The sequence below is a fragment of the Palleronia caenipelagi genome, from assembly GCF_007004065.1.
In the GTDB taxonomy this organism is placed as follows: domain Bacteria; phylum Pseudomonadota; class Alphaproteobacteria; order Rhodobacterales; family Rhodobacteraceae; genus Palleronia; species Palleronia caenipelagi.
Map to the genome: position 1 here is coordinate 34,298 of NZ_VFSV01000018.1, position 20,633 is coordinate 54,930.

The 20,633-nt window shown below is 65.8% G+C and carries 19 protein-coding genes; 9 read left to right on the plus strand and 10 right to left on the minus strand.

Going from position 1 to position 20,633, the window contains the following annotated elements; translation table 11 throughout:
- Positions 1-105 precede the first annotated feature (105 nt).
- The 5 genes from FEV53_RS11365 (at position 106) to FEV53_RS11385 (ending at position 8,038) form a co-directional block, all read left to right on the plus strand.
- Complete coding sequence (locus FEV53_RS11365; protein ID WP_425465484.1) at positions 106-1,509, plus strand: YcjX family GTP-binding protein; 1,404 nt, start codon at positions 106-108, stop codon at positions 1,507-1,509.
- A 28-nt stretch (positions 1,510-1,537) separates the two neighbouring features.
- Positions 1,538-2,560, plus strand: coding sequence for a YcjF family protein (locus tag FEV53_RS11370; protein ID WP_142834922.1), 1,023 nt, complete (start codon positions 1,538-1,540; stop codon positions 2,558-2,560).
- An 85-nt stretch (positions 2,561-2,645) separates the two neighbouring features.
- A complete protein-coding gene (locus FEV53_RS11375; protein WP_142834923.1) occupies positions 2,646-3,815 on the plus strand; it encodes an AI-2E family transporter in 1,170 nt (389 codons plus the stop codon).
- 157 nt (positions 3,816-3,972) lie between these two features.
- A complete protein-coding gene (ileS, locus tag FEV53_RS11380; protein WP_142834924.1) occupies positions 3,973-6,879 on the plus strand; it encodes an isoleucine--tRNA ligase in 2,907 nt (968 codons plus the stop codon).
- A gap of 112 nt (positions 6,880-6,991) precedes the next feature.
- The gene (locus FEV53_RS11385) at positions 6,992-8,038 is read left to right on the plus strand and encodes an ornithine cyclodeaminase (protein ID WP_142834925.1); all 1,047 of its coding nucleotides are present in this window, start codon (positions 6,992-6,994) and stop codon (positions 8,036-8,038) included.
- 12 nt (positions 8,039-8,050) lie between these two features.
- On the opposite strand, the gene FEV53_RS11390 is transcribed toward FEV53_RS11385, so the two are convergent.
- Positions 8,051-8,374 (minus strand): HesB/IscA family protein, encoded by a 324-nt coding sequence (locus FEV53_RS11390; RefSeq protein ID WP_142834926.1) that lies wholly within the window; start codon positions 8,372-8,374, stop codon positions 8,051-8,053.
- Between the two features lie 78 nt (positions 8,375-8,452).
- On the opposite strand from FEV53_RS11390, the gene FEV53_RS11395 reads away from it, so the two are divergent.
- Positions 8,453-9,610, plus strand: a complete 1,158-nt coding sequence (locus FEV53_RS11395; RefSeq protein ID WP_142834927.1) for a deoxyguanosinetriphosphate triphosphohydrolase — start codon at positions 8,453-8,455, stop codon at positions 9,608-9,610.
- A 6-nt stretch (positions 9,611-9,616) separates the two neighbouring features.
- On the opposite strand, the gene FEV53_RS11400 is transcribed toward FEV53_RS11395, so the two are convergent.
- Positions 9,617-9,844, minus strand: a complete 228-nt coding sequence (locus FEV53_RS11400) for a hypothetical protein (RefSeq protein ID WP_142834928.1) — start codon at positions 9,842-9,844, stop codon at positions 9,617-9,619.
- 116 nt (positions 9,845-9,960) lie between these two features.
- Between FEV53_RS11400 and FEV53_RS11405 the strand changes: the two genes are divergently transcribed.
- Complete coding sequence (locus FEV53_RS11405) at positions 9,961-10,710, plus strand: M48 family metallopeptidase (RefSeq protein WP_142834929.1); 750 nt, start codon at positions 9,961-9,963, stop codon at positions 10,708-10,710.
- Positions 10,711-10,988: 278 nt separating this feature from the next.
- Positions 10,989-12,293: a DEAD/DEAH box helicase gene (locus FEV53_RS11410; protein WP_142834930.1), complete on the plus strand. Its 1,305-nt coding sequence runs from the start codon at positions 10,989-10,991 to the stop codon at positions 12,291-12,293.
- A 63-nt stretch (positions 12,294-12,356) separates the two neighbouring features.
- Here the strand turns inward: FEV53_RS11410 and FEV53_RS11415 are convergent, their stop codons facing one another.
- Genes FEV53_RS11415 through FEV53_RS11425 form a run of 3 tightly spaced genes read right to left on the minus strand, consistent with a single transcriptional unit; the run spans position 12,357 to position 14,330 of the window.
- A complete protein-coding gene (locus FEV53_RS11415) occupies positions 12,357-13,142 on the minus strand; it encodes a metal ABC transporter permease (RefSeq protein WP_142834931.1) in 786 nt (261 codons plus the stop codon).
- Positions 13,135-13,866, minus strand: a complete 732-nt coding sequence (locus tag FEV53_RS11420; protein WP_142834932.1) for a metal ABC transporter ATP-binding protein — start codon at positions 13,864-13,866, stop codon at positions 13,135-13,137. Before FEV53_RS11420 ends, FEV53_RS11415 begins: the two co-directional genes overlap by 8 nt.
- On the minus strand, positions 13,863-14,330 hold the full coding sequence (locus FEV53_RS11425) for a transcriptional repressor (protein ID WP_142834933.1): 468 nt from the start codon (positions 14,328-14,330) through the stop codon (positions 13,863-13,865). The genes FEV53_RS11420 and FEV53_RS11425 overlap by 4 nt, the downstream gene beginning before the upstream one ends.
- Positions 14,331-14,372: 42 nt before the next feature.
- On the opposite strand from FEV53_RS11425, the gene FEV53_RS11430 reads away from it, so the two are divergent.
- Positions 14,373-15,221, plus strand: coding sequence for a metal ABC transporter substrate-binding protein (locus FEV53_RS11430; RefSeq protein WP_185962173.1), 849 nt, complete (start codon positions 14,373-14,375; stop codon positions 15,219-15,221).
- Here FEV53_RS11430 and mmsB read toward each other — a convergent pair whose 3' ends face one another.
- The 5 genes from mmsB to FEV53_RS11455 all read right to left on the minus strand — a co-directional run bounded on the left by mmsB (position 15,222) and on the right by FEV53_RS11455 (position 20,631).
- Complete coding sequence (gene mmsB, locus FEV53_RS11435; protein WP_142834935.1) at positions 15,222-16,091, minus strand: 3-hydroxyisobutyrate dehydrogenase; 870 nt, start codon at positions 16,089-16,091, stop codon at positions 15,222-15,224. It lies immediately after the preceding gene.
- Positions 16,088-17,116, minus strand: coding sequence for an enoyl-CoA hydratase/isomerase family protein (locus FEV53_RS11440; protein ID WP_142834936.1), 1,029 nt, complete (start codon positions 17,114-17,116; stop codon positions 16,088-16,090). Before FEV53_RS11440 ends, mmsB begins: the two co-directional genes overlap by 4 nt.
- The gene (locus FEV53_RS11445; protein WP_142834937.1) at positions 17,113-18,252 is read right to left on the minus strand and encodes an acyl-CoA dehydrogenase family protein; all 1,140 of its coding nucleotides are present in this window, start codon (positions 18,250-18,252) and stop codon (positions 17,113-17,115) included. The genes FEV53_RS11440 and FEV53_RS11445 overlap by 4 nt, the downstream gene beginning before the upstream one ends.
- An 11-nt stretch (positions 18,253-18,263) precedes the next feature.
- Positions 18,264-19,394 carry a carboxylate-amine ligase gene (locus tag FEV53_RS11450; protein WP_142834938.1) on the minus strand — a complete coding sequence of 377 codons (1,131 nt, stop codon included), beginning with the start codon at positions 19,392-19,394 and terminating at the stop codon, positions 18,264-18,266.
- A 97-nt stretch (positions 19,395-19,491) separates the two neighbouring features.
- On the minus strand, positions 19,492-20,631 hold the full coding sequence (locus FEV53_RS11455) for a glycosyltransferase (protein ID WP_246100791.1): 1,140 nt from the start codon (positions 20,629-20,631) through the stop codon (positions 19,492-19,494).
- Between the last annotated feature and the right edge of the window lie 2 nt (positions 20,632-20,633).

Genomic DNA, 20,633 nt, shown 5'->3' on the forward strand with positions numbered 1-20,633 from the left:
CATGTCCGATCACGGTTCGGGCGGTGTTCAGCGCGCGGTTGCGCTGACAGGTAGAACTCGGCGACATCCGAGCCTATCTGTTCGGAGCCAGACAGGAGGCGCGGGATGATTGGTGAGATGAAGGACGGGATCCTGACCGGGCTCGGGCGGGCAGGGCGGCGGCTGACGGGGGGCTTTGAGCCGACCCTCAGGCTCGGCGTCACGGGGCTCAGCCGCGCGGGCAAGACCGTCTTTATCACCTCGCTCGTCGCTAATTTGCTGGAGCGCGGGCGGATGCCGGGGATGCGCTCTGTCACGGACGGAGCGATCAAGGCCGTCTGGCTGCAACCTCAGCCGAGCGATACGCTGCCGCGCTTTGATTACGAGACCAATCTGGAGACCATGACCGGCCCGGCCCCCGACTGGCCCGACAGCACCCGCGCGGTGTCCGAGTTGCGCCTGTCCTTCAGGGTTGAGCCGGGTGGGCTGCTTGCGGGGGTGCGGGGGCCGAAGACCCTGCATCTGGATATCGTCGATTATCCCGGAGAATGGCTTCTCGATCTCTCGCTCTTGGAAAAGGAGTTCGACGACTGGTCCGCCGATGCGCTGGAACGTGCCTCCCGCCGCTCGGAGGCCACCGCGTTCCGGGAGGCGCTGGAGGGGGCCGACCCCGAGGCCCCCTTTGACATCCGGCAGGCGACGGCGCTGGCCGAGGGCTGGACGCAATATCTGCACGCGGCCAAAGCGGCGGGCTATTCCGACTGTTCGCCGGGGCGGTTCCTGCTGCCCGGGCCCATGGAGGGCTCGCCTGCGCTGACCTTCGCTCCATTGCCCCCCGGCGAGGCGCCGAAGGGCTCGCTGCGTGCCGAGTTTCGCCGCCGCTACGAGGCCTATAAGCGGGAGATCGTGCGACCGTTTTTCCGCGATCATTTCGCCCGGATCGACCGGCAGATCGTTCTGGTGGACGCGCTGGGGGCGATTCATGCGGGGCCGCAGGCGGTCGAGGATCTGCGTCGCGCCATGGCCGATGTGTTGGGCGCCTTCCGGCCCGGGCGCAACGCGTTCCTGACCGAAATCCTGCGGGGTAAGCGGGTGGAAAAGATTCTCTTTGCCGCGACGAAGGCCGATCATCTTCACCACACCCAGCACGGGCGGCTGACCCGGATCATGGAGGCGCTGGTCACCGACGCGAAAGCCCGCGCCGATTACGCGGGTGCCCAGACGGCGGCCATCGCCATGGCCTCGCTCCGCGCCACGACCGAGGACCAGATCGAGGTGAATGGCGAGATGGCGAATGTGGTGCGTGGCATCCTGCGGGACGGGCGGCGGGCGGCGTTTTCGCCCGGGGAGCTGCCCGAAGATCCCCGGCAGCTTCTGGCGCAGGGACGGCAGGGACAGGAGGACTGGCTCGGCGGAGATTACGAGGTCATGGACATCCTGCCTCAGCCCCTGACCCTCGCCCCGGGCGAAGGTCCGCCCCATATCCGCCTCGACCGCGCGGCGGAGTTTCTCATCGGCGACAAGCTTTGATCCGTCGCGACATCGGAAAGGACAGGCCATGAGCGAGCGCAGGGGACCGATCCTGATCGAAGACGAGGCTGTCGAGGCGCGGCCCTCGCCCGCAGAGGTGCCGCCAGTGACCGATGACGGCGAGATCCCGCAACCCGAGGCCATGCGCACCATCGCGGCCCTGACCGCTCGCAAGAGCTCTGCGTTGGGGCGCTGGTTCTGGCGGCTTCTGGGTGCGGTCGTGCTGTTCTTTTTGTCCGTCTCCACATGGGCGGCGATTGAGTCGATGCTGGCCCGCAGCGAGATCCTTGGGCTGATCGCCATGGGGCTTGTGGGCCTTTTTGCACTGGTGGTGCTGGCGGTGATCCTGCGCGAGCTGACGGCCTTGTCCCGGCTGAAGGCGGTGGCGGTGCTGCAAAAGGACGCCACGCAGGCGCTGGCCGATGAGGATCTTGCCTCCGCCCGCAAGGTGGCTGACGGGATGGAGCGGCTCTATCACGGGCGTCCTGAGCTGGATCTGCACCGCCAGAGCTTCGCCGATCGGCGAGAAGACCAGTTCGATGCCGATGCGCTGCTGGAGCTGGCCGAGACCGAACTGCTGGTACCGCTCGACGCGGCCGCGCGGATCGAGATCGAGGCCGCCGCCCGTCAGGTTGCAACGGTCACGGCGCTGGTGCCGCTGGCGCTGGCCGACGTGCTGGCGGCGCTCCTGTCCAACGTGCGGATGATCCGCCGCATTGCCGAGATCTATGGCGGGCGGGCCGGGACGCTGGGAGCGTGGCGGCTTCTGCGCGCGGTGTTTGGCCATCTGGTGGCCACGGGGGCCGTTGCGGTGGGCGACGATCTGCTGGGCTCGGTCGCGGGGGGCTCGGTCCTGTCGCGGGTCAGCCGCCGCTTTGGCGAGGGCATCGTGAATGGCGCGCTCACCGCCCGTGTCGGTGTCGCTGCCATGGAGGTCTGCCGTCCGCTGCCGTTCCGCCGGTCCACCCGTCCGCAGGTTCATGCGCTGGTCGCCCGCGCATTGGGCGGGTTGGTGCCGAAAATGGGCCGTGATGGGGACGCGAAAGACTGAATTTCGCCCCCTGCGGGTGGAACCCTGAGGCTTGCAGCGGCTTGGTGTGTCAGACCCCCGCTTTGCCAGATCTGGAGCCGCCCCCATGACCGCGCCAACAGACGCGACGACCTCGACCCCGGATGCCGAGACAGACGAGATCCGGCGGCTGCAACTGCTGGAACTCCGCCGCGTCAGGATCATACTGACGGTGATCGTGCTCGCGGGTCTCCCGGTCATCCTGTTCTTCGCCAAGGATCTGGTGATGCCCGTGATCCTTGGCCTCCTGATCGCGTTGACCTTCAGCCCGGTGGTGCGCTTTTTCGACCGGCTCGGGGTGCCGCCCGCCGCCACCGCCGTAGCTCTGATCGTCACCATGACCGTTTCCATGGGGATCGGGGTTTACGCCCTGAGCGCACCGGTGGCGGAGTGGGTCGACGACGCGCCCCGGATGGGCCGCGAAATCGAGCGAAAGCTCTCCGGCGTTATCGATTCGATTTCTCAGGTCAAAGAGGCGTCGGAACAGGTCGAGGAGATTACCGGGCAGGCCGACGACAAAGAGGTCGAGCGTGTCGCGGTGGAGACGCCCAGCATCCTGAACTCTGCGGCAAGCTATGCCGCGCGTACCATGACCACGATTGCCGTGGCGCTGGTGCTGGCGCTGTTCCTGCTGACCTCGCGCGACATGTTCTCGGCCAAGCTGGTGGAGTCGCTGCCCACGCTCTCGGATAAGAAGCGCGCGCTGAAGATTGTGAACGGGGTCGAACGCTCCATCTCGCGCTATCTGTTTACCATCACCCTGATCAACGCGGGGCTGGGTGTTGTGACCGGGCTGCTCATGTGGATGATTGGGATGCCAAACCCGGTGATCTGGGGGCTCGTGGCCTTTTCCTTCAACTACCTGCCAATCATCGGCGCCCTGGCCGGGGCGGCGCTGGTAGCGGGAGTGGCCGTGATCACCTACGATACACTTGGCCAGGCGATGCTCGCGCCGCTGCTCTACTGGGGTGCGACCGCCGTCGAAGGTCAGTTCGTCACGCCAACCATCGTCGGGCGCAGGCTGAAGCTGAATACCGTGTCGGTCTTCCTGACGGTGGTGTTCTGGGGCTGGATCTGGGGCATTGCGGGCGCGCTCCTCGCCGTGCCGTTCCTCGTCGGGATTAAGGTCATTTGCGACAACGTCCAGAGCCTCCGGGTCGTCGGCCACTTCCTCGGCTCGGCAGACACCGCGATACACGATCCGGACGCGCCACCTGCACGCAAAGCGGCGACCTGAGCGGCTTGTCGTCCGGCGCGCACTCTGGCAAAGGGAGCGCAAGATGGACCGGTTGCTCAGAGATCAGCGAATTACCGGCCCGGCGGACTGACCTTGTCCGCCGGGATTTTTTCGTGCGACCCCCCATGATTTCACTGTGAAACGGAACGCCTGACCCATGTGCGCCGAGACCCCCGACTACAAAGCCACGCTGAACCTCCCCGAAACCGATTTTCCCATGCGCGCGGGCCTGCCCAAGCGCGAGCCGGAATGGCTCTCCCGCTGGGAGAAAATCGGCATCTATGACCGCCTGCGCGACAAGGCTGCGGACGGGTCGCGTCAGCCCTTCACGCTCCATGACGGCCCTCCCTACGCCAACGGGCATCTCCATATCGGCCACGCGCTGAACAAGATCCTCAAGGATATGGTCGTGCGCTCCCAGCAGATGATGGGCCGCGATGCGCGCTACATCCCCGGCTGGGACTGCCACGGGCTGCCTATCGAGTGGAAGATCGAGGAGCAGTACCGCAAGAAGGGCCGCAACAAGGACGAGGTCGATGTGATCGACTTCCGTCAGGAATGCCGCAAATTTGCCGAAGGCTGGATTGATGTGCAGCGCAAGGAATTCAAGCGCCTCGGCATCACCGGCACCTGGGAGCGCCCCTATCTGACCATGGATTTCCACGCCGAAGCGGTGATCGCGGGCGAATTCCAGAAATTCCTGATGAACGGCGCGCTCTATCAGGGCTCAAAGCCCGTGATGTGGTCGCCGGTGGAGAAAACCGCTCTGGCCGAGGCCGAGGTCGAGTATCACGACCACAAGTCGCACACGATCTGGGTGCCATTTGAGATCGTGTCCGGCGGTGACGATCTGGGCGCGGCGCGGGTGGTGATCTGGACCACCACCCCCTGGACAATCCCCTCCAACAAGGCCGTCGCCTATGGTCCGGGCATTGCCTACGGTCTCTATGAGGTCACGGGCACGCCAGATGAGTCATGGGTGCAGGTGGGCGACCGCTACGTGCTGGCCGATGCGCTGGCTGAGCAGGTTTTGACGCAGGCACGGCTGGAAGCCGGGCAGTGGTCACGCGTTCGGAATGTCGCCGGAACGGAGCTGAGCCAGCTCACCCTCGCTCACCCGTTCCGCGGTCAGGACTGGGCCGAGGGCTTCTGGGATTACGATGTGCCGATGATCGACGGCGATCACGTCACCGACGACGCGGGCACGGGCTTTGTTCATACGGCACCGAGCCATGGTCAGGAGGATTACGAGTGCTTCGTGGCCCGCAACTGGCTCGACCGGATGACCCATAACGTGGGCGAAGAGTCCGAATTCCTGCCCCACGTGCCCCTTTTCGCAGGGCTGCGCGTGTTCGATCACAAGGGCAAGGAAGGCAAGGCCAACGCAGCCGTCATTGAAAAGCTCGTCGCCGCGAACGGACTCATCGCGCGCGGCCGTATGACCCATAGCTATCCTCACAGCTGGCGGTCGAAGGCCCCGGTGATCTACCGCAACACGCCCCAGTGGTTCGCGGCCATCGACCGCGAGATCGGCGGCGACGATACCTACGGCAAGACCATCCGCCAGCGCGCGCTGACCTCCATCGACGAGCTTGTGACCTGGACGCCCCAGACCGGACGCAACCGGCTCTATTCGATGATCGAGGCGCGCCCGGACTGGGTGCTGTCCCGCCAGCGCGCGTGGGGTGTGCCGCTGACCTGTTTCACGAAGAAAGGCGCGCTGCCCACCGACCCGGACTTCCTGCTCCGGGACGAGGCCGTGAACGCCCGCATCCTTGAGGCCTTCGAGACCGAAGGGGCGGACGCATGGTACAAGGACGGCGCCAAGGCGCGGTTCCTCGGCACCGACTACGACCCCGAAGAGTGGGAGCAGGTCTTCGACATTCTCGACGTGTGGTTTGACAGCGGCTCGACCCACGCCTTCGTGCTGCGTGACCGGGAGGACGGCTCCGAGGACGGGCTGGCGGATCTCTATCTGGAGGGCACCGACCAGCATCGCGGATGGTTCCACTCCTCCATGCTCCAGAGCTGCGGCACCCGGGGCCGTGCGCCCTATCGCGGTGTGCTGACCCACGGCTTCACGCTGGACGAGAAGGGCAACAAGATGTCCAAATCGCTCGGCAACACGGTCTCGCCCGAGGACGTGACGAAGCAATACGGCGCCGACATCCTGCGTCTTTGGGTGGCGCAGGCGGACTACACTGCCGACCTGCGGATCGGCCCGGAGATCCTCAAGGGCGTGGCCGACAGCTACCGGCGCTTGCGCAACACGCTGCGCTTCATCCTCGGCAATCTGCCCGCCGAGGTTCCGCAGGTGGACCCGTCGGACATGCCGGAGCTGGAGCGCTGGGTGCTGCACCGGCTGGCCGAACTCGACGAGACCGTGCGCAAAGGCTACGCGGCCTATGACTTCCAGGGGGTATTTCAGGCGGTCTTCACCTTCGCCACGGTGGACCTGTCCTCGGTCTATTTCGACATCCGCAAGGACGCGCTCTATTGCGACGGCCCCGACAGCCCGCGCCGCCGCTCGGCCGAAGCTGTGCTGGACCTGCTGTTCCACCGTCTGGTCACATGGCTGGCCCCGGTGCTGGTATTCACCATGGAGGACGTCTGGCTCGACCGGTTCCCCGGTGAGGACAGCTCGGTGCATTTGCAGGACATGCCGGATACGCCCCAGAGCTGGCGTGACGAAGCGCTGGCGGCGAAATGGGCACAAATCCGCAAGGTCCGTCGAGTCGTGACCGCCGCGCTGGAGGTCCAGCGCCGGGACAAGACCATCGGTGCCTCGCTGGAGGCCGCCCCGGTGGTCCACGTGGCCGATACCGACCTGGCTGCGGCGCTGGCCAGCGTGGACTTCGCAGATATCTGTATCACATCAGACTTGATCGTCAGCACTGATCCGGCTCCTGAGCACGCCTTCACCCTGCCCGAGACCGAGGGGGTGGCCGTCGTCTTCGCCAAGGCAGAGGGCGCCAAATGCCAGCGTTGCTGGAAAGTGCTACCGGATGTGGGGACCCACGGACATGATGCTGTCTGCGGGCGCTGCGACGACGCCCTGAGCTGAGCGCCAGAAATGTCGTAACGCGCCCCTTTGGGGCGCGTTTCCGTTTAAGAACAGCTTGCCAGCCGGCGCGGCGCCAGACACACTCCCGGTTCCAGTCCCCGCCGAGGTGCCCATGACCACGCTTCCCTCCGACCTGGCCTATGTGCCCTTCGTCTCCGTCGAAAACATGATGGCGCTCGTCCATCATCTGGGCGTCGAGCGTATGCTCTGCGAACTGGCCGACGTCATTGAGGAAGATTTCCGCCGCTGGGAGCTGTTTGATAAAACCCCCCGGGTCGCGTCCCATTCCGATGTGGGCGTGATCGAGCTGATGCCCACATCGGATGGCGACAAATACGGCTTCAAATACGTCAACGGTCACCCCAAAAATACGAAGGAGGGTCTTCAGACCGTCACCGCCTTCGGCGTGCTGGCGGAGGTTGATACGGGCTACCCGCTGCTCCTGACCGAGATGACGTTGCTGACCGCCTTGCGGACCGCTGCCACCTCTGCCATGGCCGCCCGGCATCTGATGCCCAAAGACGCGCGCACCATGGCGATGATCGGCAATGGCGCGCAAGCCGAGTTCCAGTGCCTCGCTTTCAAGGCCATTTGCGGTGTTGATACCGTCCGGCTCTACGACATCGACCCTGCCGCGACCGACAAAGCCGCACGCAATCTTGCCGGGCGGGGTCTCAGCGTCGTCTCCTGCCGTTCCGGCGAGGAGGCCATGGAGGGAGCCGGGATCATCACCACCTGCACGGCGGATAAGCAATATGCGACGATCCTGACCGACAACATGATCGGCTCAGGGGTTCACATCAACGCCATTGGCGGAGACTGCCCGGGCAAGACCGAACTGCACCGCGACATCCTTACCCGCTCCGACATCTTCGTGGAATACCCGCCCCAGACCCGGATCGAGGGCGAGATCCAGCAGCTTGACCCTGACCACGAGGTCACCGAGCTGTGGCAGGTCATCACCGGTCAGGTTCCGGGCCGGACGGGCGACCGTCAGATCACCCTGTTTGACTCGGTAGGCTTTGCCATCGAAGATTTCAGTGCACTGAAATATGTCCACCAGAAGGTTCGGGATACCGGGCACTATGTCATGCTCGACATGATCGCCGATCCTGACGACCCGCGCGATCTCTTTGGGATGCTTGCCCGGTCGCAATAACTCCGCGCGCCTTCAAATCGAGAAGGATGTTCCGCAGCCGCAGGAAGACGTAGCGTTCGGGTTGTCGATGGTGAAGCGTGCGCCGATCAACTCGTCGGAAAAGGTGATTGTCGCGCCGGAGAGGAAGGGCAGGGAGACCGGGTCCACCAGAACCTTTTCCCCGTCCTTTTCCAGCACAAGATCGTCCTCGGCGGGGGTGTCGAGGGTAATCTCATACTGAAATCCCGAACAACCGCCGCCTTCGACGGCCACGCGGAGGGCTTGGCCCTGAGCGGCGGCGCCGATCTCGGCGAGGCGTTCAAAGGCACGATCAGTGACGTTTGGAGGCAGGTTCATGGTTTGATCCGCATGTCTTCTCTCTGTCCGTCAGATATACGCACGCCGTGCCGCGACAACAAGAAGAGGCCCGCCCGTATGTCCGCCCCCTATGCCTCGCGCCCCGAAGACAGCCGTGGCCGTCTCCATGCGGAGGGTCTGTCGACCTTTCGCTCTTGCTATCAGCGCGACCGGGACCGGATCATCCATGCCAGCGCCTTTCGGCGGCTGAAGCACAAGACGCAGGTCTTCATCGAGCATGAGGGTGACTATTTCCGCACCCGGCTCACGCATTCCATCGAGGTGGCGCAGGTGGCGCGCACCATAGCGGGCACGCTGGGCCTGAACGTCGATCTGGCCGAGGCGGTGGCGCTGGCCCATGACCTCGGCCACCCGCCCTTTGGCCACACGGGCGAGGACGCGCTGGCCGAGCTGATGGCCCCTTATGGCGGGTTCGACCACAATGCCCAGGCGATCCGCATCGTAACCTCGCTGGAGCGACATTATGCCGAGTTTGACGGGCTGAACCTCACGTGGGAGACGCTGGAAGGCATCGCCAAGCATAACGGCCCGGTCTCCGAGCCGATCCCATACGCGCTGGCCGCCTATAACGACCGGCAGGATCTGGAACTTAGCACCCATGCCAGCGCCGAGGCGCAGGTGGCGGCGCTGGCCGATGACATCGCGTACAATCACCATGACCTCCATGACGGGCTCCGGGCGGAGTTGTTCTCAACCGATGAGCTGGCGGAGCTGCCCCTGCTCGACGCCTGCTTTGCCGAGGTGGACCGGGTGTTTCCCGGCCTGAACTATTACCGCCGCCGCCACGAGGCGCTGCGGCGCTTCTTCGGCTTGCTGGTCGAGGATGTGATTGATCAGGCCCATGCCCGCGTGGCGGAGATCGGTCCCCGCTCGGCCACGGATGTCCGTCTGGCGGGGCAGGCGATGATCCGCTTTTCGCCGGATGTCTGGGAACGGCTCAAAGTCATCCGCGCCTTCCTCTTCCGTCGCATGTACCGCGCCCCGAACGTGGTCGAGATGCGGGTCAAGGCGTCGCGGGTCATCCATGAGCTGTTCCCGCTGCTCATGGACCGGACCGACCTTCTGCCAAAGCAATGGCGCAAGGACGTGGAGGAGGCTGCGTCCGCGACCGACCTTGCGCGGATCGTGCTCGACTATATTGCGGGGATGACCGACCGCTTCGCCATCGCGACCCATGCGGATCTGATCGGTGGTGTGGACCTCTCGACCGGGTGAGTGGCGTCAGGGGCGGCGATAGATCCCTTCGGGCAGGTTCAGAGCGGCGGAGAGGTCCGCAAGCTGCTCCGCCGACAAAGTGACCCGCATCACGTCGCCCGAGCGCGGGTCAAGCTGTTCGATGGTCACGCAATCGTCAAAGGCATTCACCGTGATATCCTCCTGACGACTCGTAGCGGGGTCGTCGATCAGCGTGATCACGGTAGCGTCGAAATCGTGCTCGATAGTAAACATGGCGCCTCAACTGGTCTGCATTTTCTCCAGCCTAACCGCCTCTGCCGCCCCGTGAAAGGCTGGCACATGCGCTGCACTGCGGCTATGTTCGTGCGAAAGTTCTCGGGGAGGGGTCTATGCCTGCGTTACGTCTTGTTGCCTTGGTTCTGGCCGCCGGTGTTCTATCGGCCTGTGTCAGTGGTCCTGTCGTGACGGTCGATACGTCCGGCGCTCCCACCCGCACAGCGCCGGCGCCCGCGCCGAAACGCAGCGCCCCTCCGCAGGTGTCGCGCAGCGTTGAGGGGAAGGCGCGGCAGTTCACCAATGTGGTCAATAGGGTGATGCCTGTGGCCCGTGCCGCGTGCGAAGCCCGCACGGTCCGGACGCGCTGCGACTACAGGATCGTCGTTGATGACCGGAAGGGCGTGCCTGCCAACGCGTTCCAGACTCTGGGTAAAAACGGCCAGCCCATCGTGGGCTTTACCCTGCCGCTGATCATGGAAACCCGGAATGAGGACGAGCTGGCCTTCGTGCTCGCCCATGAGGCGGCCCATCATATCGAGGGTCACATCGCCCGTGGGCGCTCTTCGGCGCAGCTTGGGGCGATCCTCGCGGGGGCAGCGGCAGCCGCAGGCGGTGCCAGCGACCGGGTGATCCGCGATGTGCAGAATGCCGGCGCCTTCGTGGGATCTCGCACCTTCGCCAAATCCTTTGAGATCGAGGCAGATGCGCTGGGCACCGTGCTGGCCAAACGCGCGGGCTATGACCCGATCCGCGGGGCCGAGTTCTTCCGCCGGGTGCCCGATCCCGGCAACGTGTTCCTCGGCACTCACCCGCCCAACGCGGACCGCATCGCCACCGTGCGGCGCGTCGCAGCCGGGCTCTGACCTGGCGGCTCTCCGGGGCCCTTGCCCTTGACAGATCGCCGCGCATCGCCCATTTGCGGCGAGACGCTGCGCTGCCGCGTGAGCAAGCCGTGCCCCGTTTGAGAGGGCCATCAGCGCAAACCGACTTCAGTTCCCCATCACGCAGGGTTCCTGACGCAATGACCGGATGCAGCGGGAGACGCCCGCGCGTCCTGAGGTCCTGCGAACCCTATGGGCCTGCGCGATGCGGCCCGACTGCCACAGGGCGGGGGTGACCTCCGTCCGATCAAAGGACAACTATGTTTGATTTCGATATGCTGGGTCTGGCGCCCGAACTGCAACGGGCCGTGAAAGAGGCCGGGTTCACCGAGCCGACGCCGATCCAGAACCAGGCGATTCCGCCGGCGCTTGAGGGTCGTGACGTCATGGGCCTCGCCCAGACCGGCACCGGCAAGACGCTGGCCTTTGGCCTGCCGCTCATCGACCACCTGCTGGCCGAACCCGGCAAGCCGGATCCGAAAACCGCCAAGGCGCTGATCCTCGCCCCCACCCGCGAGCTGGTGAACCAGATCGCCGACAGCCTGCGCACCCTGACCAACGGCACGAAGCTGCGGGTTGCGACAGTCGTGGGCGGCCAGTCCATCAACCGCCAGATCACCTTTCTGGCCCGGGGCACCGACATTCTTGTGGCCACGCCCGGACGCTTGATCGACCTGATGGATCGCCGTGCGGTGAGCCTCGCGGAGGTCCGCCATCTGGTGCTGGACGAGGCCGACCAAATGCTGGATCTGGGCTTCATCCATGCCCTGCGCCGGATTGCTCCGCATCTGGGCACGCCGCGCCAGACCATGCTGTTCTCGGCCACCATGCCGAAGCAGATGGAGGAGATTTCCCGCACCTACCTGACCGATCCGCTGCGGATTCAGGTCTCGCCTCCGGGCAAGGCCGCGGACAAGATCACCCAGTCGGTGCATTTCCTCCCCAAGGCTGACAAGCCTGCCAAGCTGCGTGAGATCCTCTCGCGGGACATGGACGCGCTGACGCTGGTCTTTTCCCGCACGAAGCATGGCGCGGAAAAGCTGATGAAGGGGCTCGTGGCCGATGGCTTCAATGCCGCCTCGATTCACGGCAACAAGAGCCAGGGCCAGCGTGACCGCGCCATTAAGGCGTTCCGCGAAGGCACCATTAATGTCCTCGTGGCGACGGATGTGGCCGCGCGCGGTATCGACATCCCCGGCGTGGCCTATGTGATCAACTACGATCTGCCCGATGTGCCTGACAACTACGTGCACCGGATCGGCCGCACCGCCCGTGCGGGTCGGGAGGGCGAGGCCATCGCCTTCTGTGCGCCCGACGAATCCGATCTGCTCCGCCAGATCCAGAAGGTGATGAAGATGGAGGTCCCCGTGGCCTCCGGCAAAAGCACGCTGGACGATTACTCCGAGGCCAGCCGCCCCTCGCGCGGCTCCCGAGGTGGTCCCCGTCGTCGCGGCGGCGGCGGTGGTGCTGGCGGTCAGGGCAAGGGCGGCAAGCCGTCCTTCAAATCGCATGAGGGCGGCGGGCAAGGCGCCAAGCGGCCCCGGCGTCGGCGTCGCGCGGCCTGATCCGGGCACAATGAGAAATGCAGGCGCCCCCGGTGGCGCCTGTTTCCGTTACAGCCCTCGGGTTCAGGCGGCTTTGCGCGACACCCGGGCCAGGGCGAACAGGGCCGTCGCCACGGTGATGATCGACGGGCCCGCCGGGGTGTCGAGCCCGTAGGACAGTCCCAGCCCCCCCAGCACCGCCGCCGCACCCAGAGCGAGCGCCATGATCGCCATCGTCTCCGGCGACCGGCTGAGGTGTCTGGCCGTGGCGGCGGGCAGGATCAGCAGGGCCGAGACGAGGAGTGCGCCGACGATCTTCAGCGCCAGCGCGACGGTCAGAGCGAGCAGTACCGTCAGGATCACCGATTCCCGGTCCGGATCGATGCCGGAGGCGCGGGCGAGATCGGGGCCGAGGCTCGCGGTCAGCAATCGGTCCCATCGCCAGCGCAGCACTCCGGCGACCAGCGCCCCGCCGCCCCAGATCAGCACCAGATCGCTCCAGCGCACGGTGAGGATGTCGCCCAGCAGCAGCGCTTCCATGTCCACCCGGACGTTGGGCAATAGCGCCACTGCCACCAGACCTGTCGCCAGTGCCCCGTGGCTGAGCACCCCGAGGCTCGTATCCGCGCTGTCGCCTGCCCGCATCAGCCGCAGCACTGCGAGGCCGAACAGGAGCGCCACCACCAGCACACCCGCCATGATTGGCGCCTGGACCGCCAGCGCCAGTGCCACGCCGAGGATTGCGGCGTGGGACAGGGCGTCGCCGAAATAGGCCATGCGCCGCCAGATGACGAAGCAGCCAAGCGGCGCTGTGGCCAGCACCAGACCGAGCCCGCCCAGGCCCGCGCGCATGAGAAACCCGTCAATCATGGCTGTGACTATGCCCGTGATGCTCGTGATCGTGGTCGTGGCGGTAAAGCGCCAGCGCGCCGCCAGTGCCATGGCCGAACAGCGCCCGGTATTCCGGCGCCGAGGCGACGCTGGCGGGCGTGCCGTGGCAGCAGACATGGCCGTTAAGGCAGATCACCCTATCCGAGGCCGCCATGACCACATGCAGGTCGTGACTGACCATGAGGACTGCGCAGCCGCGCTTGTCCCGGACCATTTCGATGCGCCGGTAGAACCCCGCTTCGCCCTGCTGGTCGAGTCCGGTCGTGGGTTCGTCGAGGATCAGCAGATCCGGCTCGCTCAGGAGGGCGCGGGCCAGAAGCGCCCGTTGCATCTGCCCGCCCGACAGCGCTGAGAGCTGGCGGTCGCCGATATCTGGCAGACCCGCAAGCTTCAGCGCGCCGGCGATTTTCTTCGGGCTGTGACGATGGGGTAGGGCGAGGAAGCGCGCCACGGTCAGCGGCAGCGACCCGTCCAGCGGCAGCTTCTGCGGCACATAGCCGATGGTGAGACCGGGCCGGGTCGTGATCGTGCCGCCGGAGACCGGCATGGCCCCGAGGATCGTCCGCATCAGGGTCGTCTTGCCCGAGCCGTTCGGGCCGACAATGGTGACGATTTCGCCGGGGTCGATGGAGAGGCTGATGCGGTCGAGGATCAGCGATCCGCCCGCACGCACCGTCACATCCGACAGGGTCAGGAGGTTCATTCCGCGCAGGCCTCGCAGAGACCGACCGCTTCGACCACCGTTCGCTCGATCCGAAACCCCTGCGTTTGGGCGGCCGCGTCGAGACGGCGCGGCGTGATGTCCGGGGCTTCGGACACCCGGTCACAGGCGCGGCAGATCAGGAAGGCGGGGACGTGGCTGTCCCCCTGACAGGAGCAGGCCACGTAGGCGTTGAGCTTCTCCAGCCGGTGCACCAGCCCGCGCTCCACGAGGAAATCGAGAGCGCGATAGATCGCAGGGGGCTGCTTCGGCTCGCCCGATTCCGCGAACTGATTCAGGATGTCATAGGCGCCGAGCGATTTCGGCTGTTTCAAAAGCACCTCTAGTACCTTGCGCCGGATCGGCGTCAGCCGGGCGCCCTCGGCGGCGCAGAGCGCTTCGGCCTGAGACAGGGCATCGCGGCGACAGGCGGCATGGTCATGGGGGACGAAGCTGGGGCAGGACATAGATGCTTGATATGTTATATCATAACATTTAACAAGCGCCCCATGCTCAGACATACCCTAATCCTGCCCCTCCTTCTCGCCACGCCCGCCGCTGCGGAGATGGTCATCGCCACCGATCTGCCCCTGACCGCAGGGCTGGTCTCGGCCGTGACCGGAGATCTGGCGACCGTCACGCCTGTGTTTGATGCGCAAACCGATCCCCACGGGGCGGCACTGCGCCCCGGTCAGGCGCGCGACCTGTCCCGCGCGGATCTGGTGGTGATCATCGGGGGCGGGCTTATGCCCGGGGTCGAATCGGGGCTGGACGCGCTGGCGGAGGGACGGATCCTGAGCCTTGCGGGCGAGGTGGAGCACCATGACGAGGATCACCACGACAACCACGGGGCGCTGCATCCATGGCTCGACCCGGAGGTGGTGCGGGGCTGGGTTGAGACCCTCGCAGCGGAGATGAGTACCCGCGATGAGATCAACGGCCCGACTTATGCAGCTAATGCCGAGGCTGCGCGCGACGAGATTGCCGAGGTCGCAGACGCCGTTGAGGTTGCCGTCGGGGGGCTGTACCCCGCCGGGATGCTCGCCGTGCATGACGCCTGGGGAGCGGCTGTCGAAGCCTTTGGCCTGCCGGTTGTCGCGACGATCTCCGATAGCGAAGCCCACAGCCCCAGTGTCCGTCGCCTCAGCGAGATCGAGGCGACCCTGCGCGCGGGCGACGTCGCCTGCATCCTCGCTGCGCCCGGCGATGATCGGGGGCAGGCCGACCGGCTCTCGGAGGAGTTCAGCCTGCCCATTGTCACCGTGCCCCTGACGGGCGTGTCTGGCGAGGGTGTCGCAGTCTATACCGGCCTGCTCGAAGCGCTGGGCGCTGCGGCGGCAGAGTGCGCGGCGGGCTGATCAGCCGCCGTTCCGCCTCTCGAACCGGGGCAGCATGGCGGAGAAATCCCGCCCCTTGCCGTCCTCTTCGTCTACGAAGGTCCGATAGAGTTCAAACGCCGCGCGGCCCATGGGCGTGTCGGCGGTGACGCTGTCGGCGGCTTCCATGGCGAGCCCCAGATCTTTGAGCATCAGCTCGGCGGCAAAGCCCGGCGCGTAGCCGTTATCGGCGGGACTTGCCGGGCCGATACCGGGGGCGGGGCAGTAGCTGTTCACCGACCACGACGCGCCTGACGATGTTGAGACTACATCAAACAAGGCTTGCCGGTCGAGCCCCAGCCGGTCGGCCAGGGCGAAGGCTTCGCAGGTCACGATCATCGTCGCGCCGAGGATCATGTTGTTACAGATCTTTGCGGCCTGCCCGTTGCCGGAGGGTCCGCAATGGACCGCCTTTTGCCCCATGATGTCAAAGAGCGGTTTGGCGCGGGCAAACGCTTCTTCCGTCCCGCCCACCATGAAGGTCAGCGTCCCCCCCTGCGCGCCGCCGATGCCGCCCGAGACGGGCGCGTCCAGCGCACCGAGCCCCGCTTTGGCGGCGTCTTCGGCCACCGCGCGGGCGCTCTCCACATCGACGGTTGAGCAGTCGAGCAGCACGGCGCCGTCGGGCATGGCGGGGATGACCTCTTCCGCCACGATCCGCAGGATCTTGCCATTGGGGAGCATGGTGATCACGACCTCGGCCCCAGCGGCCGCCGCCGAGGCCGACCCGGCCAGCGGGAACGGTGCCTCGACCTGAGCCGTGTCGAACCCGGTCACCTCGTGACCGGCGTCGTGCAGATTGCGGGCCATGGGCAGGCCCATATTTCCAAGGCCGATAAATCCGATCTTCATGTGAGGTCTCCTCCGTCCGGCGGCTGGAAAAAGCGGTCGATCTCCGCCTCAGTTATCTGGTCAAACCCTGTGTGTCGCCAGCAGGGCTGACGATCCTTGTCGATGACCTGCGCGCGGATGCCCTCAATCAGGTCGCCTTCGTCGATCAGGCGGTGGGTGCAGCGATATTCGAGCGTGACCGCCTCGCGCAGGGTGGCGACCTGCCGGACCTCGCGGATCAGGCGCAGGCTAATGGCGCCCGAGAGGGGCGAGATGCGCGACAACGCCTTCCGCGCGGCCTCGGCCAGGGGGTCTGTTTCGCGGTCCAGACGTTCGTTAAGTTCGGTCATCGTCCGTGCTGAGAAGACCCGGTCAATCATCGCGGCCCCGTCAGCCAGCGGCTTTGCTCCCGGATCGCGGGCGAATCTCCGGGCGATCTCGATCTGTCCCTCGGACACGAGCGCCTCGGTCAGGGCGGGCCAATCGTCGCGAGGGATGAAGAGATCGGCAAAGCCCGCATGGATCGCCTCGGCAGCATCCATGCGGTGGCCGGTGATCCCGAGATACTCCCCCCGCCGCCCCGGCGCGCGGGACAGGATGAAGGACCCGCCCGCGTCGGGCACCAGCCCGATGCCACATTCGGGCATGGCGATGCGGGTGCTCTCATCGGCGATCCGGAGCTGCGCGTGACATCCGACGCCCACGCCGCCGCCCATGGTAAAGCCATGCAGCAGGGTGACGACCGGTTTCGCGCTCGTGGCCAGTGCCACATTCAATCGGTATTCGTCGCGCCAGAACTGGCGGGTTGGCGCGTAGTTCCCTGCTACCCCCTCCGCATGGATGCGGGTGATGTCGCCTCCGGCGCAAAAGGCCTTGTCCCCCTCGGCATCGATCAGGATCAGCGCCACGCGGTTGTCGCTCTGCCAGCGGTCGAGGGTCGCGTGGATCTCCAGCGCCATCTCGTGGCTCAGCGCGTTGAGCGCCTTGGGACGGGTCAGGGTGATGCGCCCGGCGCGGCCCTCAATTCGGATCGACAGGTCACTCATGAGGACAAGAGCGCCCGGGCGGTGATCAGGCGCATGATCTCGTTCGTTCCTTCGAGGATCTGGTGCACGCGCAAATCGCGGACGATTTTCTCGATGCCATAATCTGCGAGATAGCCATAGCCCCCGTGGAGTTGCAGGCACTGGTCGGCGACCTTCGATCCGGCCTCGGTGACGAATTTCTTGGCCATGGCAGCGTGTTTGGTGGCGTCCGGGTGGGCCTGATCCACCATCCACGCGGCCTGCCTCAGAAAGGTTCGGGCGGCCTGCAATTCGATCTCCATCTCTGCGAGGCGGAAGGTCAGCGCCTGAAACTCCGTCAGCGGCTGCCCGAAAGCGTGGCGCTCCTTCATATAGGCGATGGTCATCTCCAGTGCGGACTGCGCGGCGCCGAGCGAGCAGGCGGCGATGTTCAGCCGCCCGCCATCGAGCCCGGCCATCGCGTAGCGGAATCCTTGGCCTTCTTCGCCCAGCAGGTAGCCAGCCGGGATCTCCGCGCCGTCGAGCTGCACCTGCCGCGTGGGCTGGGATTTCCAGCCCATCTTGTCCTCCAGCCCGCCGAAGGACAGCCCCTCCGTCCCCGCATCGACGATCAGCGCGGAGACGCCGCGCGGGCCAGCCTCGCCGGTGCGGGCCATGACGATATAGGCGTCGGAATAGCCGCCCCCGGAGATAAAGGCCTTGGTCCCCGTCAGGCTGTAGCCCGTTCCGGTCCGCTCTGCCCGGGTCTTCAATGCGGCGGCGTCGGAGCCGGAGCCGGGCTCGGTCAGGCAGTAGGAGTAGACGGTCTCCATGCCGCAGGCGGGGACGAGGCGCGCGGCTTGCATCTCGTCCGAGCCATAGCGCGCGAGCATCGTGGCGCACATATTGTGGATCGACAGGAACGCTGCGACGCTGGCGCAGGAGCGCGACAGGGCCTCGAAGATCAGCGTCGAATCGAGCCGTGACAGACCCGTGCCGCCGAGATCTTCCGGGACGTTCAGCCCGCCGAATCCGAGCGCGGCCGCCTTGGCCCAGAGAGAGCGGGGGATGGTGCCCTCGGCCTCCCATTGCCGGGCATGGGGGGCGATGTGGTCCTCGCCAAAGGCCCGCGCCATGTCTGCGATGGCCTGCTGTTCTTCGGTCAGGGCAAAATCCATGGGTCTGCTCCTCAGGCGTCGTCGGGCAGGAACTGGTCGGCCAGATCCGCAGCCACCGCGCGCATGGCGTCCTCACTGCTGGCGCCGCCGGCCAGAGCCTCCTCACGGATGCGTCGCTGACGATCAGCGGATGTGCCGTTGGCGATGATGTCGTGCAGGACACCCAGCGCTTCGGTGGAGCCCAGCGCCTCGGCATCCTCGGCGATGAGGCCGGTCCATTCCCGCACCAGCTCGGCCATTGGCACAATCTCGCCGCGACCGAAATCGACGAGACCTTCGTTGATCCCATAACGCCTTGCCCGCCAGCGGTTTTCCTGGATCATCACGTTGTCATAGATCCGCCAGCGCTGGTTTGACTGCTTCAGCCGCCAGAGCATCCGCAATGTTGCCTGAATGGCCGCAGCCAGCGCCACCGTATGATCCACTTGGGTGCAGGCATCGCAGATTCTGGTCTCCAGCGTTGGAAAGCGGTCCGACGGGCGCAGATCCCACCAGATAAACGTGCCGTCCTTGAGCGAGCCGGTCTTCACCAGCAGATCCACCATGCGCCGGTATTCGGACCACGACCCGAACCGCGCGGGCAGGCCCGTGCGCGGCAGGTTATCGAACACCCCGAGCCGGTAGGAGGCGAGCCCCGTCTCGCGCCCTTGCCAAAAGGGCGACGAGGTGGACAGCGCCAGCAGATGCGGCAGGAAGTAGGAGAGCTGCGCCATCAGGTCGATGCGGTCATCTTCGCCCGGGATGCCCACATGCACATGCATCCCGCAAATCAGCATACGGTCGCTGACCCCGCCGAGATCGCGGTGCAACTGGTCATAACGATCCTTCGGACTGCGATGTTGTTTCGCCCATTCAGCAAAGGGATGACAGGCGGCGGCGATAGGGCGGAGCCCGTGCTTTGCGGCCGTGTCGGAGATCGTCCGGCGCAGATGCAGGAGTTCGGCGCGGGCCTCAGTCACATTAGCGCAGACCTTCGTGCCGATCTCGATCTGGCAGCGGAGAAATTCGGGCGAGACCTGATCTCCAATGATCCCGCGGCAGTCGTCGATCATCTCGTCGGGTGTGTCGGCCAGCTCCAGAGTCTCTGCGTTGACGAGCAGATATTCCTCTTCGATCCCGATTGAGAACATATCATCAGCCATATGGCTCTATCCTCGCATGATCCCTTTGTCGGGTATCATTGCGGCAGATCGCGGGCTTGCCAAGAGAGGATGCCTGGGGGCGCGTCGTTTGCAGCCTCTAGCTGTGCGGGACCGCGGCACGCAGCACGTCCTCTAGTCGGGCCATGAGCTGCCATGTATCGAGCTGTTCGACCGCTCTTGCCCGGGCGGCCTGTCCCATCTGCGCGGTATCGTCGGAGAGGGCTTTGGCGATGCGATCCCGAAACCCGTCAGCGTCATGTTCCTCGACGAGGTAGCCGGTCTCGTCCTCGATCACAGCTTCAGGGATCCCGGCGTGGCGGGTGGAGACCACGACACATCCGGTGGCCATGGCTTCCTGAATGGCGCTGGGCAGGCCCTCGGTGTCGCCATTGGCCGCAGTGACGGAGTGTTGCAGGAATAGCTCGGCCCCGGCCAGCGCGGCGCGGACCTCGTCATGGGGCAGGGCGCCGGGCAGGGTGATCCGGTCGGCTGCTCCGAGTTCCCTGGCCAGCGCCTCTAGCTCCGGCAGGAGCGGCCCATCCCCGACCATCGTCAGATGCGCGTCGGGACGGTCTCGGGTGGCTTCGGCAAAGGCGCGAAGAGTCAGGAGCGGGGCCTTCTTCTCCACCATCCTTCCCACGGCGACGCAATGGCCCGGGCGTTTCTCGCCGGGCAGGAAGCGCGCCGTATCGACGCCCGAGGGCAGGACATGGGTGTTCGCGTGGGTGAGGCCCGACGCGGCGAGGTTGTCCACGAGGAACTGGCTCACCGCAATGATCCCGGAGAGTCGGGGCAGCATTGTCGCGTAGCCACGCACGCGGGCCGGGCGTCTGAGTGCTGTGCTCGCGTCCTTGCCCCGAAAATAGGTGAACACCGGCAGCCCCATTTCCACAGGCACATCGTAAAAGGCCAGCGTATCGGTGCCGAACTCGCCCAGAACCACATCGGGGCGATGCTCCTTGAGAAAGGTTCGCAGCGCTTGCCGCCGCGCGCCGAAAGTGATCCGCGAAGTGCCATGGCGCCACGCATTCCATCCCATCACCACCGGCGCGCGCAGGCTGTCGGTCAGCGGCATCGCGACGTGACGCCGGTCAAAGACCGGCTTGCCATAAGGGGATGTCTTCGTCCGGCCAGTACAAGCGAGGATTGTGTTGCCGTCGAACAGCCGCTCGATGTGGCGATTCACGAAGGTCTGACCCGGAACCGGGTGGCGACCAAGGATCAGGGCGGCTTTCACGG

Excerpts from the sequence above, each read along its gene's own strand:
- FEV53_RS11365 (WP_425465484.1), top strand. The coding sequence starts at position 106 with ATGATTGGTGAGATGAAGGACGGGATCCTGACCGGGCTCGGGCGGGCA.
- FEV53_RS11370 (WP_142834922.1), top strand. The coding sequence starts at position 1,538 with ATGAGCGAGCGCAGGGGACCGATCCTGATCGAAGACGAGGCTGTCGAG.
- FEV53_RS11375 (WP_142834923.1), top strand. The coding sequence starts at position 2,646 with ATGACCGCGCCAACAGACGCGACGACCTCGACCCCGGATGCCGAGACA.
- ileS (WP_142834924.1), top strand. The coding sequence starts at position 3,973 with ATGTGCGCCGAGACCCCCGACTACAAAGCCACGCTGAACCTCCCCGAA.
- FEV53_RS11385 (WP_142834925.1), top strand. The coding sequence starts at position 6,992 with ATGACCACGCTTCCCTCCGACCTGGCCTATGTGCCCTTCGTCTCCGTC.
- FEV53_RS11390 (WP_142834926.1), bottom strand. The coding sequence starts at position 8,374 with ATGAACCTGCCTCCAAACGTCACTGATCGTGCCTTTGAACGCCTCGCC.
- FEV53_RS11395 (WP_142834927.1), top strand. The coding sequence starts at position 8,453 with ATGTCCGCCCCCTATGCCTCGCGCCCCGAAGACAGCCGTGGCCGTCTC.
- FEV53_RS11400 (WP_142834928.1), bottom strand. The coding sequence starts at position 9,844 with ATGTTTACTATCGAGCACGATTTCGACGCTACCGTGATCACGCTGATC.
- FEV53_RS11405 (WP_142834929.1), top strand. The coding sequence starts at position 9,961 with ATGCCTGCGTTACGTCTTGTTGCCTTGGTTCTGGCCGCCGGTGTTCTA.
- FEV53_RS11410 (WP_142834930.1), top strand. The coding sequence starts at position 10,989 with ATGTTTGATTTCGATATGCTGGGTCTGGCGCCCGAACTGCAACGGGCC.
- FEV53_RS11415 (WP_142834931.1), bottom strand. The coding sequence starts at position 13,142 with ATGATTGACGGGTTTCTCATGCGCGCGGGCCTGGGCGGGCTCGGTCTG.
- FEV53_RS11420 (WP_142834932.1), bottom strand. The coding sequence starts at position 13,866 with ATGAACCTCCTGACCCTGTCGGATGTGACGGTGCGTGCGGGCGGATCG.
- FEV53_RS11425 (WP_142834933.1), bottom strand. The coding sequence starts at position 14,330 with ATGTCCTGCCCCAGCTTCGTCCCCCATGACCATGCCGCCTGTCGCCGC.
- FEV53_RS11430 (WP_185962173.1), top strand. The coding sequence starts at position 14,373 with ATGCTCAGACATACCCTAATCCTGCCCCTCCTTCTCGCCACGCCCGCC.
- mmsB (WP_142834935.1), bottom strand. The coding sequence starts at position 16,091 with ATGAAGATCGGATTTATCGGCCTTGGAAATATGGGCCTGCCCATGGCC.
- FEV53_RS11440 (WP_142834936.1), bottom strand. The coding sequence starts at position 17,116 with ATGAGTGACCTGTCGATCCGAATTGAGGGCCGCGCCGGGCGCATCACC.
- FEV53_RS11445 (WP_142834937.1), bottom strand. The coding sequence starts at position 18,252 with ATGGATTTTGCCCTGACCGAAGAACAGCAGGCCATCGCAGACATGGCG.
- FEV53_RS11450 (WP_142834938.1), bottom strand. The coding sequence starts at position 19,394 with ATGGCTGATGATATGTTCTCAATCGGGATCGAAGAGGAATATCTGCTC.